General features: G+C 61.3%; 14 protein-coding genes. 12 read left to right on the top strand and 2 right to left on the bottom strand.

The genetic code is table 11. The annotated features are described in order from the left end of the window. The first annotated feature begins 152 nt into the window (after positions 1-152). Positions 153-923: an IclR family transcriptional regulator gene (locus V2B23_RS05810; RefSeq protein ID WP_430949481.1), complete on the top strand. Its 771-nt coding sequence runs from the start codon at positions 153-155 to the stop codon at positions 921-923. Here V2B23_RS05810 and V2B23_RS05805 read toward each other — a convergent pair. After that, the gene (locus tag V2B23_RS05805; RefSeq protein ID WP_430949480.1) at positions 920-1,858 is read right to left on the bottom strand and encodes an AraC family transcriptional regulator; all 939 of its coding nucleotides are present in this window, start codon (positions 1,856-1,858) and stop codon (positions 920-922) included. The genes V2B23_RS05810 and V2B23_RS05805 overlap by 4 nt on opposite strands. Before the next feature lie 275 nt (positions 1,859-2,133). Here V2B23_RS05805 and V2B23_RS05800 point away from each other — a divergent pair, with 275 nt between their 5' ends. The 11 genes from V2B23_RS05800 (at position 2,134) to V2B23_RS05750 (ending at position 16,415) form a co-directional block, all read left to right on the top strand. Continuing rightward, positions 2,134-2,703: a flavin reductase family protein gene (locus V2B23_RS05800; RefSeq protein WP_430949479.1), complete on the top strand. Its 570-nt coding sequence runs from the start codon at positions 2,134-2,136 to the stop codon at positions 2,701-2,703. Between the two features lie 11 nt (positions 2,704-2,714). Continuing rightward, on the top strand, positions 2,715-4,343 hold the full coding sequence (locus V2B23_RS05795) for a 4-hydroxyphenylacetate 3-hydroxylase family protein (protein ID WP_003939685.1): 1,629 nt from the start codon (positions 2,715-2,717) through the stop codon (positions 4,341-4,343). Between the two features lie 235 nt (positions 4,344-4,578). Further along, a complete protein-coding gene (gene benA / locus V2B23_RS05790; RefSeq protein ID WP_430949478.1) occupies positions 4,579-5,991 on the top strand; it encodes a benzoate 1,2-dioxygenase large subunit in 1,413 nt (470 codons plus the stop codon). Between the two features lie 11 nt (positions 5,992-6,002). Continuing rightward, complete coding sequence (gene benB, locus V2B23_RS05785; protein ID WP_430949477.1) at positions 6,003-6,512, top strand: benzoate 1,2-dioxygenase small subunit; 510 nt, start codon at positions 6,003-6,005, stop codon at positions 6,510-6,512. A 28-nt stretch (positions 6,513-6,540) separates the two neighbouring features. Next, complete coding sequence (gene benC / locus V2B23_RS05780; protein ID WP_430949476.1) at positions 6,541-8,139, top strand: benzoate 1,2-dioxygenase electron transfer component BenC; 1,599 nt, start codon at positions 6,541-6,543, stop codon at positions 8,137-8,139. Then, entirely contained in the window at positions 8,136-8,918 is a 783-nt protein-coding gene (locus V2B23_RS05775) for a 1,6-dihydroxycyclohexa-2,4-diene-1-carboxylate dehydrogenase (protein WP_430949475.1), read from the top strand. Before benC ends, V2B23_RS05775 begins: the two co-directional genes overlap by 4 nt. A gap of 42 nt (positions 8,919-8,960) precedes the next feature. Then, positions 8,961-10,346, top strand: coding sequence for an MFS transporter (locus V2B23_RS05770; protein WP_430949474.1), 1,386 nt, complete (start codon positions 8,961-8,963; stop codon positions 10,344-10,346). After that, entirely contained in the window at positions 10,343-13,045 is a 2,703-nt protein-coding gene (locus V2B23_RS05765; RefSeq protein WP_430949473.1) for a LuxR C-terminal-related transcriptional regulator, read from the top strand. The genes V2B23_RS05770 and V2B23_RS05765 overlap by 4 nt, the downstream gene beginning before the upstream one ends. 2 nt (positions 13,046-13,047) lie before the next feature. Next, positions 13,048-14,292 (top strand): benzoate/H(+) symporter BenE family transporter, encoded by a 1,245-nt coding sequence (locus tag V2B23_RS05760; protein ID WP_430949472.1) that lies wholly within the window; start codon positions 13,048-13,050, stop codon positions 14,290-14,292. Between the two features lie 76 nt (positions 14,293-14,368). Beyond that, on the top strand, positions 14,369-15,613 hold the full coding sequence (gene aztD / locus V2B23_RS05755; protein ID WP_317818947.1) for a zinc metallochaperone AztD: 1,245 nt from the start codon (positions 14,369-14,371) through the stop codon (positions 15,611-15,613). A 262-nt stretch (positions 15,614-15,875) separates the two neighbouring features. Then, positions 15,876-16,415, top strand: a complete 540-nt coding sequence (locus V2B23_RS05750) for a hypothetical protein (RefSeq protein ID WP_430949471.1) — start codon at positions 15,876-15,878, stop codon at positions 16,413-16,415. A 14-nt stretch (positions 16,416-16,429) separates the two neighbouring features. Here the strand turns inward: V2B23_RS05750 and V2B23_RS05745 are convergent, their stop codons facing one another. Further along, complete coding sequence (locus tag V2B23_RS05745) at positions 16,430-16,897, bottom strand: VOC family protein (protein WP_430949470.1); 468 nt, start codon at positions 16,895-16,897, stop codon at positions 16,430-16,432. Positions 16,898-16,920 lie beyond the last annotated feature (23 nt).

Raw genomic sequence — 16,920 nt, 5'->3', positions numbered from 1 at the left:
TACTGCTGGGCTGAGTCGGCTTCCCAAGTCTGGTTGTACGCTGTGCGTACATCTGTTACGCTGTGCGTACGCTTGTACTGTGCGCCCAATCACAGATCTTGTCAACCTTCGGGCACACTAGGTCGATATATCCGCAGCTGAAGGGCCATCCCGTGACCGAGAACGATCGCGATTACATCCAGAGCATCGAGCGCGGATTCGCCGTGTTGATGGCGTTCGACGAGAAGAATCCCAACCCGTCGCTCGCCGATCTTGCCGCCGAAACGGGACTCTCCCGCCCCGCCGTCCGGCGCATCCTCCTCACCTTGCAGAAGCTCGGATACGTCATCGGCAACAACAGTCGGTGGTCGCTCACCCCTCGCGTTCTGAGCATCGGGCAGCACTTCTCCGCGTCACATGCCCTGACGGAGGCGGCTCTCCCCCGTCTGCTGGAGATCGCGGAACACACCCACGAATCCGCGTCGCTCGGCGTGCTGGACGGCGTGGACGTGGTCTACGCCGCGCGTGTACCCGTCCGCCGGATCATGAGCATCAACGTCAGCGTCGGCACCCGCGTGCCTGCCTATGCCACCTCCATGGGCCGCGCCCTGCTCGCTTGGGCGCCAACCGACATCGTCGACAACGTCATCGCACACTCCACGTTCGACGCCCTGACGCCCACCACGATCACCGACGAAGGCGCATTCCACACCGCACTTCGTGTGGTGCGCGAACAGGGCTACGCACTCACCTCCGAGGAACTCGAAGACGGTTTGATCTCCCTCGCCGCCCCCGTCCGCGATGCCGGCGGAAGCGTTGTGGGCGTGACCGCGTGTTCAACCTCGGCGGGACGAACAACCCCGGAAGCCTTCCGCGCCGACGTCGCACCTTTCCTCGTGGAGAAGGCGAATCAACTCAGCGCCGACATGGGATACCGGAGCTAGTTTCTCAACACTTCAGAAGGAAGCAGACCGTACTTGCGTCGGAACGACGATGCGAATCGCCCGGTGTGCGTAAAACCCCATCTCACAGCGACATCCGTGACCGTCGTAGAGTCGTCGGCATCGCGCAGATCTGCGTGGACTCGCTCGAGACGGATGTCGAGCAGGCACTCCGAGGGGCTCCGGCCCACATACTGCCGAAATCCTTCCTGCAATCTCCGCACACTGACGCCCGCCACTTCGGCCATCTCCGCTGCGGTCCACACGCGAGCCGGGTCGTCATGCATCTCGTCGAGCACCCGCTTGACGATGCGTGGCCTGGCATGTCGCACCACATCCTCGTTTTCGGGCATCGCAGCAAGGACAAACGCTGTGACCACAGCGCCGGAGAGCTGACCTGCCACCAGTTCGTTGTGCAGCACTCCGACCGGGCCGAGTATCTGATCCGACAGTGAGCGAACAAAGTTCAGCCACCTGGCCCCGTCGTCCCCGCGAAGATCCACTTGATCGGGCAAGTGCATTCCAGGCCGGCCGAGCACCTTCTCCATCTCGCGGTCGAGGTATTCGCGGTCCATCCGTACTCCGACGATCTCGCAGTCCGCACTCCAACGCGTGATTTTTGTCGTGATGTCGGGCGGACACACCGTCGCCACGCCCTGCGTCGAGAGCACGTGCGAGCCCGCGAACACCGACTCGAGCTCGCCCGAGAGCGGGATGTTCACCCCGTAGGCACCGGGATGATCAGATTCGACTGCGACGTCTGCGCCCCACCGAATGTGAGCGATCCGCAACGGACCCAACTCGGCGGTGCACACCCCGACACCACTGGCCGCGTGCCGGGACAACGGCGTCAGAGTGTGCGGAAAATAGGCGTCCGACACCGCATGACATGCCTCGTCCCAGTCCAGCGGAGCTGTACCGATCATGGAATCGACCATCGTCCTTCTTCACCTTCCAAACCCGTGACCAGCCACATTGCCAAGCATGGGCGCTGGACATCATTGAACACTGTGTCCCCGGTCACTTCCAAGGAAAATCGGACGCGAGCTGTTATCGGGTGCGCAATCCGGATAGACACCGCGCTGTACGGATCGACCGAAGGCCGCGCTCGCCGTACGTTCGTCTTCATTCCCGGCGCGAGTCGTCTGCAACTTCCGCCTCCCGCACTTCGCGGCACTCTCACTCACCAGCCATCCGACAAGGAGGTCCGGTCATGGAACAAAATCAGCTTCGAGGCATCTTCGGCCAATTTGCCAGCGGCGTCACCGTCATCACCTGCACCAACGCCGACGGTCAACCGCATGGAGCGACGGTCACAGCATTCACGGCAATCTCCCTGGAACCGCGCCTGTGCCAGATCACGATGACTCGAAAGTCCAAGGCATGCGGCTACCTCGGCAACGCGCCGTTTGCCGTGAACATCCTTGCTGCCGACCAAGTGGACACGGCCATGCATTTTGCCGGCCGACCGCAGCGCACAGAACCCCGATGGATCGACGGACCTACCGCGCCACTACTCGACGGCGCCGCCGCAACAATCTCGTGCAAACCGTGGAAGGAGTACGACGGCGGCGACCACATCATCTTCATCGGCGAGATCGTCGACGCTCAGTCCAGCGGCAAAGATCCACTTCTGTTCTACCGAAGCACCTTTCACGATCTAGGTGCCACCTCGTCGACCACAGTCTGGAACGGCAGCCAGGATGACCCCCACAGCGGGTGGTTCGACGCCACCACCTCATTCACTCCGATTCATCTTCAGCCCGCACCCCAAACGATCTGAAAGGCTTTGCCATGACGACCACCGAAATTCCTCCCACCGGCGTCGACCCCGCAGATTCCGGAGCGCCACAAGTCAATCCGGCCGCTGATTGCGAAGCCAACCGCACGAAGAACTTCGCCACCCGGCCGATGACCGGCGACGAGTACATCTCGAGCCTGCAGGACGGTCGCGAGATCTGGTTGCACGGTGACCGCGTCAAGGACGTCACGACGCATCCTGCTTTCCGGAATCCGATCCGTATGACCGCAAGGCTGTACGACGCTCTGCACACCGGCGAGCATGTGGACGCTCTGACTGTTCCGACCGACACGGGCAACGGCGGTGTCACCATGCCGTTCTTCCGCACCCCGACGTCGTCGGCTGATCTACTCAAGGAGCGCGACGCCATCGCGACGTGGGCTCGTATGACCTACGGCTGGATGGGTCGCTCCCCCGACTACAAGGCGAGTTTCCTCGGAACCCTCCACGCCAACAAGGAGTTGTACGCACCGTTCCAGGACAATGCCGAGCGCTGGTACCGCGAATCGCAGGAGAAAGTCCTGTACTGGAACCATGCGATCATCAACCCCCCTGTAGATCGCCAACTTCCGCCGGACGAGGTCGGCGACGTCTTCATGAAGGTGGAGAAGGAAACCGATGCCGGCTTGATCGTCAGTGGCGCCAAGGTGGTCGCCACCGGATCGGCGATCACCAACTACAACTTCATCGCTCACTACGGCCTACCGATCAAGAAGAAGCAGTTCGCGTTGATCTGCACGGTGCCGATGGACGCACCGGGCGTGAAGCTGATCTGCCGTACCTCGTACACCGAACATGCTGCGGTGATGGGCAGTCCGTTCGACTACCCACTGTCGAGCCGGATGGACGAGAACGACACCATCTTCGTCTTCGACAAGGTACTGGTGCCGTGGGAGAACGTCTTCATGTACGGCGACGTCGACCGGATCAACGCTTTCTTCCCTCAGTCGGGATTCCTGCCGCGCTTCACCTTTCAGGGCTGCACGCGCCTGGCCGTGAAACTCGACTTCATCGCCGGCCTGTTGATGAAGGCACTCGAAGCCACCGGTGCAGGCGGCTTCCGCGGAGTCCAGACTCGTGTCGGTGAAGTAATCGGCTGGCGAAACCTCTTCTGGTCCTTGACCGAATCGATGGCACGCGACCCCGAGCAGTGGGTCGGCGATTCGGTGATCCCGAAGCTCGAATACGGCCTCACCTATCGGATGTTCATGATCCAGGGATACCCGCGGATCAAGGAAATCATCGAGCAGGACGTGGCATCAGGCCTGATCTACCTGCCGTCGAGCTCACTCGACTTCAAGAGCCCGGACGTGCGTCCGTACCTCGACAAGTACGTTCGCGGCTCCGACGGAATCACAGCCGTCGACCGGGTTAAAGTCATGAAGGCTCTGTGGGATTCGATCGGTACCGAATTCGGCGGCCGACACGAGCTGTACGAGCGGAACTACTCAGGGAACCACGAGAACGTCAAGGCGGAACTCCTCTTCGCCGCGCAGAATCGTGGGCACGCCAGCTCCATGAAGGGTCTGGCCGAACAGTGCCTGAGTGAATACGATCTCGACGGCTGGACGGTTCCTGACCTCATCGGCAACGACGACGTCTCGTTCTTCAAGAACCGGTAACTCCCGCCGCCGCTAGGGCGGACTCGCGGTGACGAGTCCGCCCTAGCGGCGCCGCCACGTTCGCGAACACCATGCCCTGGGTCAGGACTAGGCTTTTGCCTAGTGTGACCTGAGACACAGAATGTCAAGGTAAATCCAGTACCGGACGCAGCCCCGTCCGGAAAGCAGGCCCCAAGCAGATACCGACAGCCCTCGGTAGTCGCAGCTGGTCGCCTACTCGAGCTGGAGGTTTCCCATGACAGATATGTTGGACGCTGCTCAGAGCACAGACAAATACGCGAATATGCGCGCCGTCCTCGACGACGCTCTCGTCGAGGACCCGGACACCGGCCGCTATCAAGTGCGCCGCAGCGTATTTACCGATGAGCAACTTTTCGAACTCGAAATGACTCACATCTTCGAGGGCAACTGGATCTATCTTGCACATGAAAGCCAGATCCCCAACGTCGGTGACTACTTCACCACCTACATGGGCCGTCAGCCCATCGTCATCACTCGAAACAAGGATGGCGAACTCGGCGCACTGATCAATGCCTGCAGCCACCGGGGCGCGATGCTCTGCCGCCGCAAGACAGACAACCGAACCACTTTCACCTGTCCGTTCCACGGCTGGACTTTCAACAACAGCGGAAAGCTCCTCAAGGCCAAGGATGCTCGGTCCGGCGGCTACCCGGAACAGTTCAACAAGGACGGCTCGCACGACTTGACGAAGGTCGCACGGTTCGAAAATTATCGAGGGTTCCTCTTCGGCAGCCTCAATCCCGACGTCCTGCCCCTCGAAGAACATCTCGGCGACACCACGAAGGTGATCGACATGATCGTCGATCAGTCACCCGACGGACTCGAAGTGCTGCGCGGCGTCTCCACCTACACGTACGACGGCAACTGGAAGTTGCAGACCGAGAACGGCGCTGACGGCTACCACGTCTCCTCGACGCACTGGAACTACGCCGCCACCACGGCCCGCCGCACTGCCGGAGAGTCATCCAATGAAACCAAGGCCATGGACGCCGGCACCTGGGGCAAGCAGGGCGGCGGATACTTCTCCTACGACTACGGACACCTCCTTCTGTGGATGTGGTGGGGCAATCCCGAAGACCGCCCACTGTTCGAGCGCAAAGCGGAGCTGGAAGCTCAGTTCGGTACCAAGAAGGCCGAATTCATGGTCGGTGCTTCAAGGAACCTCTGCCTCTATCCGAACGTCTATCTCATGGATCAGTTCAGCAGTCAGATCCGGCACTTCCGTCCGATCTCCGTGGACCAGACCGAAGTCACCATCTACTGCATCGCACCCAAGGGCGAAAGTGCCGCAGCCCGAAGCAACCGCATCCGTCAGTACGAGGACTTCTTCAATGCCAGCGGCATGGCCACCCCGGACGATCTCGAAGAGTTCCGGTCCTGCCAGAAGACCTATCAGGCAGCCGGAGCGCCCTGGAACGACCTGAGCCGTGGTGTGACGCACCAGGTTTCCGGACCCAACGACGTCGCCAAGGATCTGGGCATGGATCGCGTTCTCTCCAGCGGAGCCAAGACCGAAGACGAAGGCCTGTACCCGATTCAGCACGGCTACTGGCGCGACGCCATGATCGCCGCGGTCGATGCCGAAGAAGCCGGCGCCCAGCGCACCGATTCCGCTCGGACGAGATGAGGAACTCGATCATGACTACTGCCACCGACACCACCGTCACCCAGCACGCCATCGAACAGTTCCTCTACCGCGAGTCCCGCTACCTCGACGATCGTGAGTTCGAGAAGTGGATCGAGTGCTACCACCCCGATTCCGAGTTCTGGATGCCGGCCTGGGCTGACGACGGGGAACTGACCACCGATCCGCAGACCGAGATCTCCTTGATCTACTACCCCAACCGGGGCGGCATCGAAGATCGCATTTTCCGTATCCGAACCGATCGTTCCAGCGCGACAAGCCTTCCCGAGCCACGCACCGGTCACAACATCACCAACGTCGAAATCGTCGAGGCACGTGGTTCGGTAGTAGACGTGCGCTTCAACTGGTTCACGCTGTACTTCCGCTACAACACCGTCGACACCTACTTCGGCACCTCGCACTACACAATCGACTTCGCGGGCGAGCAGCCGTTGATTCTGAAGAAGAAGGTAGTCCTCAAGAACGACTACATCCATCATGTTGTCGACATCTATCACTTCTGACTCTCACGATCGAATCGAGCTGTTTCCCATGACCTTTCAAGTAGCACTGAGTTTCGAGGACGGCATCACGCGCTTCGTCGAATGCAACACCGACGAGACCGTCGCAGACGCCTCCTATCGCGCCCGAATCAACATCCCCCTCGACTGCCGCGACGGGGCCTGCGGCACCTGCAAATCGCTCTGCGAATCAGGCACTTTCGACGCCGGCGACTACATCGACGAGGCGCTCACGGACGACGAAGCCGAGCAGGGATACTGCCTGCCCTGCCAGATGGTGCCGGAATCCGATCTCGTACTGCAGATCCCCACCACATCAGCGGTGGCCAAGACCGCCGCGGGTTCGCACATGTCCACCATCACCGAGATCGTTCGTCACTCGGATTCGACTATCGGCTTCACCGTCTCGGTGGAGAACCGCGCGGACCTGATCTTCCTCCCCGGTCAGTACGTGAACATCCTCGTTCCGGGAACCGAAGCAACACGCTCGTACTCGTTCAGCACCGGACCCGACGTCGAGTCCGCATCATTCCTGGTCAAGATCACGCCGGGCGGTCTGATGTCCGACTATCTCAGTCAGCGAGCGCAGGTCGGTGACACATTGGAATTGGCCGGCCCGATGGGTAGTTTCTTCCTGCGTAGCGGACAGCGACGCGCACTGCTGCTCGCCGGTGGAACCGGTGTGGCTCCACTGCTTTCGATCCTGGCGAAAATGCAGACCGACGGTATGACGCGACCCGTCCACCTGATCTACGGCGTGAACTCCGACCTCGATCTGGTCGAACTGGAAAAGCTGCGCGCGTACGCAGGATCGTTGCCGCAGTTCACCTTCGACTACTGTGTCTCCGATCCCGGCAGCACAGCACCGAACAAGGGGTACGTCACGAGTTTGATCGAGCCGCATCATCTCGACGCCGGAGACGTCGACGTCTACCTGTGCGGCCCACCACCGATGGTCGAAGCCGTACGCCAGCACTTCAAGGACGTGTCGATCACACCCACGAACTTCTACTTCGAGAAGTTCAACAGCGCGGCAACCCCGGCCGTGACCGTGCCGCAGGCCACCGATACCGACCGCGCCGCCAAAGCTGCTGTCTGCATGGGACTTCCCGTAGTTTCGGCACCGGTCACCGCTGCCGATGTCGGTACTTACGAAATCGGCGAGGAGCACCCACCTGTCGCCGAATCGGATGCGCAGTTCGATGCCCGAATGTCACTCGAACTCGGTGCCATGGAGCTCACGATCGGCCGACTCACAACGGCCCAGTTGATCGAATACCGAATCCTGGCCGAGAGTTCCGCCCTGTCGATCAGCCGCGACCGGTTCACCGACGCAGCAGCTTTCACGAAAACAAACGCACTGTTTCACGATTTCCTGTTCCGGTGCACTGGCAACGACGTTCTCTTGCAGGCTTATCATCGGCTCGAAGTCACGGAGCTGATGAATCGTGAACTGCGAACTGCGGATTGGGTCGACGAACATGTGGTAGACGACCACCTCGGCATAGTGCGAGCATTCGAAGAGAACAACAGGGCTGCTGCCCGCGATCTGATCGTGGCCCACAGTAAGCACGCCAAGTCCACGATGCGGCGGGCGATGGCCGACAACCGCATGAGCGCAGCTCAATGAGCCCACGTGTGTTCGCCGGACGCTTCGATGATCGTGTGGTGGTGGTGACAGGGGCCGCCCAGGGGATCGGGCGCAGCGTCGCCGAAAGAATCTCCGCCGAAGGTGGTTCCGTCGTTCTCGTGGACCGCGCAGAGCTGGTCCACGAGATTGCGGCACCGTTGGATCGTTCCCATTCGGTAACTGCGGATCTCGAGAGCTTCGAAGGTGCGCAACACGCAATAGATTCCGCGTTGGAGCACTTCGGACGCATCGACGTGCTGGTCAACAATGTCGGCGGCACAATCTGGGCAAAACCCTACGAGCATTACACCCCGGAGCAGATCCACGCCGAGGTCACACGTTCGTTGTTCCCCACCCTGTGGACGTGCCGAGCAGTGCTACCCCACTTGATCGAACGGGCGAGCGGAACCATCGTCAACGTCTCCTCGGTCGCTACCCGGGGCGTCAACCGTGTTCCCTACGCAGCGGCCAAGGGCGGAGTCGGCGCCATCACCGCGGCACTGGCGATGGAAGTCGCGCAGTACGGAATTCGCGTCGTGGCAACAGCTCCCGGTGGAACAGAAGCGCCACCTCGCGTCGTAGCCCGCGGCCCCGGTGCACAGACCGACGAAGAGAAACTCTGGTACCAGCAGATCGTCGACCAGACCGTCGACTCGTCACTACTCAAGCGTTACGGCACCCTCGACGAACAAACTGCGGCCATTACCTTCCTTGCCTCCGATGAGGCGTCGTACGTCACCGGAACGGTCCTTCCCGTTGCCGGCGGCGACCTCGGCTGAGCGAGTCACCCTAATTCCTGATCTCTCGAACGGAGATTTGCCATGTCCTCGATCGAACGCGGTTCCTGGGCCAGCGCCCGCCATCGCTCCTCCGTGCTGTGGGTAGTCACCATCGCCGCCATAGCCATCCTGTTCGACGGATACGACCTCGTCGTATACGGCACGATTCTGCCGGTTCTGATGGACGATCCCGGCCATATCGGAGTGCTCTCTGCCTCTCAGGCCGGCGCATTGGGCTCGTACGCCCTCGTCGGGGTCATGGTAGGTGCGTTGACCTGCGGCGCGATTGGTGACCACTTCGGTCGCCGAAAGATGATGCTGATCAACATTGTCTGGTTCTCGGTCGGCATGGCGCTGGCGGCGTTCGCAACCAGCATCACCACTTTCGGCCTCCTGCGATTCTTCACCGGTATCGGCGTCGGCGGACTGGTTGCCACTGCCGGAGCAATGATCGCCGAGTTCGCACCGCCAGGGCGTCGAAATCTGTTCAACGCCATCGTGTACAGCGGCGTCCCGGCCGGCGGTGTCATGGCGTCGATCCTGGCAATCCTTCTGCGCGATTCCATCGGTTGGCGGGGACTCTTTCTCATCGGCGCTCTTCCGTTGGTCATCCTGTTCCCGCTTGCCTGGTTCAAACTTCCCGAATCTCCCGCGTGGCTTGTAGCCCGCGGTCGGGGCGACGAAGCTCGGGCAATTTCCACGAGAACCGGAATTCCTCTGCCCGTCAATGCAACTCGCACCACCGATCAGCCAGCGGAACGAGTCGGGTTCCGGGCCCTGGCCAGCAAGCAATATGTCTGGGGCACAGCACTACTGGGACTCATGAGTTTTGCCGGACTACTTCTGACCTATGGGCTGAACACCTGGTTGCCCAAGATCATGGAGAATGCGGGATACAACGCCAAGGACTCACTCTCGTTCCTACTGGTCCTCAACGGCGGCGCGATCATCGGCGGCCTACTGGCGTCGCGCATCGCCGACATCACCGGGCCGCAGCGGGTTGTCGCAACCACTTTCGGTTTGGCTGCACTAGCACTCCTGCTGTTCACGTTCGGCTTCCCACTACCCGTCCTTCTCGCATCTGTTGCGATCGCCGGTGTCGGCACCATCGGTACTCAGGTGCTCATCTACGGCTTTGTCTCCAACTACTATTCGACGGCGGCCCGAGCGGCGGGCGTCGCGTGGTGCGCAGGCTTCGGCCGTCTCGGCGGCATCTTCGGCCCGCTGATCGGCGGAAGCTTGATCAGCGCCGGTATCAGTTCCGAATCCGCGTTCTACGTGTTCGCCGGCATCGCCGTGCTGGGCTCCATCGTGACCTTCTTCGTACCCAAGCAGGCTCCAGATCTCGATACCACCGCAGTTCCGGCGGCAGAAGTCCGGTCGGAAAACGGATCCCGCGGTGAGCCCGGCGTTACGGTAGTCAGGTGACACTTCGTGACGTGCTGGTAGGCCGAGAACGCGAACTGACCGTTCTCGGCCAGGCACTGGCCGCCGCGAAGGCACGCACTCCGTCCCTCGTTCTCGTGGAGGGCGATGTGGGCAGCGGCAAGTCGACTCTGGTCAACCGGTTCGCCGAAATCTCGGCGCAGCACACACTTCGATCCGCCCGCGGATTGGAGTGGGAGTCTCAGACTCCGTTCGGGGTGGTCGCACAGCTACTCGAGCATCCGGTGTCGGGCCACGATCCCGTCGCCGTTGCCAAGAAGATTCTCGACAGCGCCGACCAATTGACCATGGTTATCGTCGACGATGCCCATCACAGTGACGTCGGCTCGCTTCAGGCGTTAACCTCTGCACTTCATCGAGGCCGGGGCGTGCAGTTGTTGGTTGTGCTTGTCGTCGAAGAATCACCACACATCAACGCCGAGGTCCGGCGCATTCTCGAACTTCACTGGTCGCGGCGACTGCACATCAGCGCCCTCGACGCCGCTACCATCGTCGACATCGCTCGGGTTCGCAACGGAATTGATCTCAGTTCCGGCGTCGCGCTCCAACTTCAGGAATTCACAGCGGGCAACACACTCGACGTCGTCTCGCTTCTCGACGAATTGCCGCCGACGTACTGGACGCAGTGGCACCGCACCCTGCCTGTTCCCCGCCATCGCGCAGCGTCGATCGCGGGCACACTTGCGCAGTGCTCCGACGGAGCACGCACGTTGGTCGAAGCCGCCGCGATCCTCGGACGCAGCACGACGTTGTCCCACCTCGCCCAATTGGCCGACGTCGACGACATCGTCGGCGCGCTGGACGACGCCTTTGCCCGCGGTCTACTCACCGTCCATGAACAGCGCGGCAGCACCGAAGTATCCGTGCGAGCAAAGATGGTTGCGGCTGCCGTGAGTGCCAGCTTGGGACCTGCCCAGCTGCACCAACTGCATCGTCGCGCAGCCGAGATTGCTTGGAGCGACGGAGAGCGGTTGTTTCATCTGGCCGCTGCCGCCACCACACACGACGAAGCGCTTGCCACAGAATTGGTTGCCTACGCGGAACTCCGAGCAGCTGACGGCGCGTGGTCGGAGGTGGCCGACGCCATGGTCACCGCCAGCCGTCTCACCACCAGCAGGAAAGACCACGAGAACCGGCTGCTGAGGGGAATTGACGCACTGACCGGTGCGGGCGACATTCCGCACGCCATGGACTTCGTTCCCGAAATCGAGAGTATTGCCCGCGGACCGCTGCGGGACGCAGTCCTCGGTTACCTTGCGATTCACCGGGGACGCCCCAGCGAAGCTGCCGACTTACTGGCTCACGCCTGGAATAGTTGCCCTGCGGATCTCGATCCTGCAGTCGCGGCAATGATCGCCCAGCGAATGGTCCTGCATTCCCTAGCACGACTCGACGGCACAGCTCTGGTCGAGTGGGTCGACCGCGCAGTCGAATTGGTCGGACCGTCGGATCCTGCCGCGGTGGAGTCCGAGGCAATCAAAGGCCTCGGACTCGGTGCCACCGGACGCACCGAACAGGCACTCGCGGCCTATGAAGAACTGTCGGACCGCATCCGGCCCGGCGCTCAAGCTCAGCGATTCCAGATGGGCCGCGGTTGGCTCGAACTGGCAGTGGATCACCCCGAGGCGGCTCGGCGCGATCTCGAAAGTGCTGTCTCCACTGAATTTTCCAGCGGCTCGGCACGTATCTCGCTGTGGGCGCAGGCCTGGCTTGCCCGCACACAGTTCGCCTTGGGCTCGTGGGACGACGCACTGTCGACAATCGACGGTGCCGCCGCCCAAGTCGACCGTTTCGAGATCGACATCGTCCGACCGTTGGTTCATTGGTCCGGAGCACAAATACACGCGCTTCGCGGGAACTGGGACCTGGCCCGTCATCATGTGCGCCGCGCGCATGTTGGTGCACATTCCTACGAAATCATGTACGTGCCTGCACTTCTCGCCCGGGCACAATTCTCCGAAGCTGCGGCCGACTACACCGATGTACTGGCAGCGCTGGCACCCCTGACCTCGAGCACAGCACAACAGTGGCTCGACGAACCCGGGTTCTGGCCGTGGGTCGACCTCTATGCAAATGCGCTGGTCATGGTCGGACGGGTCGACGACGCCGACGCATTCTTACAGCCACACGAGGAGACAGCACGCATTCGCGGGCACCGTTCTGCCACGGCACGTCTTGGATATGTTCGTGGCCGAATCCATGGAGCCAGAAGCGAACTCGTCGCAGCCAGAAACTGTTTCGACAACGCGCTTCTCAATCTCGAAGACCTGCCGCTCCCCTACGACCGCGCCCGAATCAATTTTGCCTACGGCCAAACGCTTCGAAGAGCCGGCAAACGCGCCGAGGCAGACGTCGTACTGAGGGACGCCCGCGAGCTCTACTACGCGCTAGGCGCAGCGACGTACGTCGAGCGTTGTGAGCGGGAACTGCGCGCGGGCGGGCTGAACCTTTCACGCCTGGACAAGGGGATCACCGACCTGACCCCCCAAGAGCGAGCCGTTGCCGATCTTGTCGCCGCCGGCAAGTCCAACAAGGAAGCTGCGGGCGAATTGTTCCTCTCTGTCAAGACAATCCAGTATCACCTCACTCGTGCGTACGCGAAACTCGGACTGCGCTCTCGCAGTGAACTCGCGGCGCTCTTTCGTGAACGCGAACTTGGCGATCCCCACCAGGAGACCTGAACATGTCGAATACCTCGACAATTGCACCCACCCGTGTCATCACCGAACCGCTACCCCACCCCCTCCACAGCCCTCGGCGCGTCTTGCGAGACTTCGGCGGAACATACGGCGCAAACGCTGTTATCGGTATCGTCTTCTCCGCCACCGGCCCGGTAGCCGTCATACTTGCTGCCGGTTTGGCCGGTGGTCTGAGCCAATCACAGTTGGCCTCTTGGATTTTCGGCGCCTTCTTCGTCAACGGAATCCTGACGATCACCGCGTCCTGGCTGTACCGGCAACCACTTGCGTTCTTCTGGACCATTCCCGGAACCGTCGTCGTCGGAGCGTCCCTGCAGCACCTTCCGTGGGAGCAGGCGATCGGAGCATTCTTTGCAACGGGCGCTCTGATCTTGCTACTGGGACTGACCGGATGGATCACGCCGATCATGAACGCACTCCCCATGCCCATCGTCATGGCAATGGTGGCAGGTGTTTTCCTTCATTTCGGTACCGACCTGGTAGAGGCGCCCGCCCACGACGCCGCCATTGCAATGCCGATGATCGTCACCTTTGTTGTACTCAGCGCCTTCGCAAAACTGGGGAGGTACATCCCTCCCGTTCTCGGTGCGTTGATTGTCGGGGTGGTGGTCATTCTCGCTACCGGACGGTTCACCCCTACCGGTGGCGATCACGAGTGGTTTGCGCATCCGGTGCTGTCCGCACCGACATGGGCATGGCAGGCCATGATCGAACTTGTTGTGCCGCTGGCAATCACCGTGGTTGTTGTGCAGAACGGCCAAGGGATCGCCGTCCTCCGAGCGGCCGGCCATCAACCGCCGATCGGCAGCGCAACGATTGCGTGTGGCGTGTTCTCACTCGTCAACGCGGCGGTGGGATGCGTATCAACCTGCCTGACCGGGCCCACCAACGCTCTCTTGTCAGCGTCCGGCGAACGAACAAGGCAGTACACCGCCGGCATTTTCTGCGGCGTGCTCGCGGTTGTCTTCGGCCTTTTTGCCCCGACCTTCGTGTCGATGATGCTGGGCACGCCCGCTGCGTTCATCGTGACACTGGGCGGATTGGCAATGCTGAAGGCACTGCAAGGCGCCTTCGTCACTGCATTCGGTTCGCGATTCACCTTCGGCGCGTTGATCGCGTTCCTCGTGACTATCTCCGACGTCGAACTGTTCAATATCGGTGGCGCATTCTGGGGACTAGTACTGGGAGTGATCGCCTCACGCATCCTCGAGCGCTCTGACTACTCGTGACGAAGTTGCCCTGACATGCGAATATTCGCATACGCGACTTTGACAATCATTTACATTAAGCAGTAGATCTATACCCATGCACCTCAACACCCGCGTATCGCGGCGCCTCACTCTTGCCACATCAGTGGGCCTCTCACTCGCCCTCGTCACAGGATGTTCCTCTGACACCACGGACGCGGCGGAGGCAACAACCACCGCCGCGTCGTCGGCACCGAACGAACAGGCTTCGGCAACACCACGTCTCGCCATCTCCTACGACGGCGGCGTCCTGGTACTGGATGCAACCTCCCTCGACGTCGTCGGCGAAACCGATATCGACGGCTTCACACGACTCAACCCGGCCGGCGACGGTCGGCACGTCATGATCTCCGCCGGCGAAGCGTTCAAGGTTCTCGACACCGGTACATGGTCCTCGGCCCACGGTGACCATTCCCATTACTACACAGCCGATCCCGCGATGTCAGATGTCGAGTTCGCGGCCAACGAGCCCGGACACGTTGTGCGACATGCCGGAAAAACTGTCCTCTTCAACGACGGATCCGGCCTGGTCGAAATATTCGATCCAGTTCAGCTGGCCAAGCGGCAGCCGCGCGTCGAGACGTACACAACCCCGCAGGCGCATCACGGGGTGGCTGTCGCACTCGCCGATGGAAGCCTGTTGACCACCATCGGAAACTCCGAGTCTCGCAACGGAATTGCAGTACTCGACGCCGATCGCAAAGAGGTAATGCGCAACGAGCAGTGCCCGGGCGTTCACGGCGAGGCAGTCGCAGCAGATGAAACGATCGTGCTGGGCTGCCAGGACGGCCTGCTCGTGTACAAGAACGGCGCGATCACCAAGGTCCAGAGCCCGGATCCATACGGACGCATCGGAAACCAGGCCGGCTCCGAAGACTCCGAGATCGTACTCGGTGACTACAAAACAGATCCGGACGCCGAACTCGAACGACCACAGCGGATCTCACTCACCAATACCAGTACATCGGAACTGAAGCTCGTTGATCTCGGGACCAGTTACACCTTCCGATCACTCGGTCGCGGACCGCACGGCGAGGCACTTGTTCTCGGGACCGACGGCGCTATCCACGTCATCGACCCGAACACCGGCGCAGTGACCAAGAAGATTGCCGTCATCGGCGAGTGGACCGAACCCACCGAATGGCAGGAGCCCAGGCCCACCCTCTTCACACTGGACCACACGGCCTACGTCACCGACCCCGCGTCGAAGAAGCTGATCGCCGTCGATCTCGAAGACGGCAGCATCCTGACCGAAACCACCCTCGATCACACCCCGAACGAATTGACCGGTGTCACTGGCTGATTCGGATTTCGCTTCTGCCCCCGTCTCGCACCGAGGTGGGGGCCGAAGCCGTCTTACGAGTACGGATTCCGAACGGCATGTCGACCACCAGCCACATTTACACCGAAGCCACCGGCGAATGCAGCGGTCGGCAGGTTATTCAGATTTCAGCAACCGAAGATGAACAGTCCAGATCCATTTGATTCCTCTTCTTCAGAAAGTTACCGACGACGAGACCGCAGGGGAAGCCTCGAATCGCGACGGGATTGTTAGTGTCGAGGACGTGCTCACACATGGATTGACGGTGGACGGCCAACCAACGCTCGGACACATTGATTTCGCCGTTTTGGATTCCTTTCGTTTCCCGGATGGGGACGGCTTCCCCGCTTCATATCGTGCATATATCCGGCATGCAGGTTGGGCGCGGTCCTTCGGACTCTGGCTCATCTACCCGCCCGTGCATCCCGGATTTGCCGATGGCTGGCAAGGGCGCGCAGGGTATCTCACCGCGAACCTCCATTCCGTCTACCGAGAGGGCCACAGCGAGGAGTTCGATTGGATGGTCGAACCCGACGGCGATTGGTCGCTCCCCGCCTCGCTGCACGTATTCGGATTGAGCGAGAACGGCGACGCTCTGCTGTGGGATACAACATCGCGCGGCACCGACGGGGAGTTCCCAGTCTGGGAATCACGCTCACTCAACTCTCTCCACCGACTCGGCGACAGTCTCTCAGAAGCACTTCCGTCCATCCGCGATCGAGCTTTGAGCTTGTTCGGACCGCGCACTTACGACATCGAACCACTCCCTCCGATCCCACTCTGAAGCACGAGGAGTGACTACGCCGGGCTTTCCGCGGCGGAGACGTCGAGGATCCAGGTCACCCCGAAAGCATCGGTGAGCATGCCGAAACCGGGACTCCACACTGCCGCGGCAAGCCCCTCGATGATGGATGCACCGGCTGAGAGCTTGGCCCAGTAATTCTGCACCTCTTCGATGGTCTCACCGCGAACGGAGACGAAGAACGGCTGTTCGGTGATCGTGGTGCCGTTCTCGCGGTGCGTCGAGCCGGCATTTCCCGCCGAGCCGCCCGACTGCCCGGGGATGTCGTACGCCATCACGCAAAATCCGTCTGTGGTTTCGACCTGGCCGAAGACGACGTTCTCCGCGCCGGGCACGTCTTTGGGCATCCCGAAGTCGCCGTAGGTTGCAATTGTGACCTGGCCACCGAAGACGGACTGGTAGAACTCCAGGGCTGCTCGGGCGTCGCCGCGAAAGTTGAGGTGGGTCGTTGTCTTGATGCTCATGCCTGCTCCTAGTAAGAACGCTG

It is taken from the genome of Rhodococcus sp. 24CO, from assembly GCF_050586165.1.
Classification (GTDB): Bacteria; Actinomycetota; Actinomycetes; order Mycobacteriales; family Mycobacteriaceae; genus Rhodococcus_F.
The sequence above is the reverse complement of the archived record's forward strand: the minus strand, read 5'-3'. Positions and strand labels throughout refer to the sequence as shown.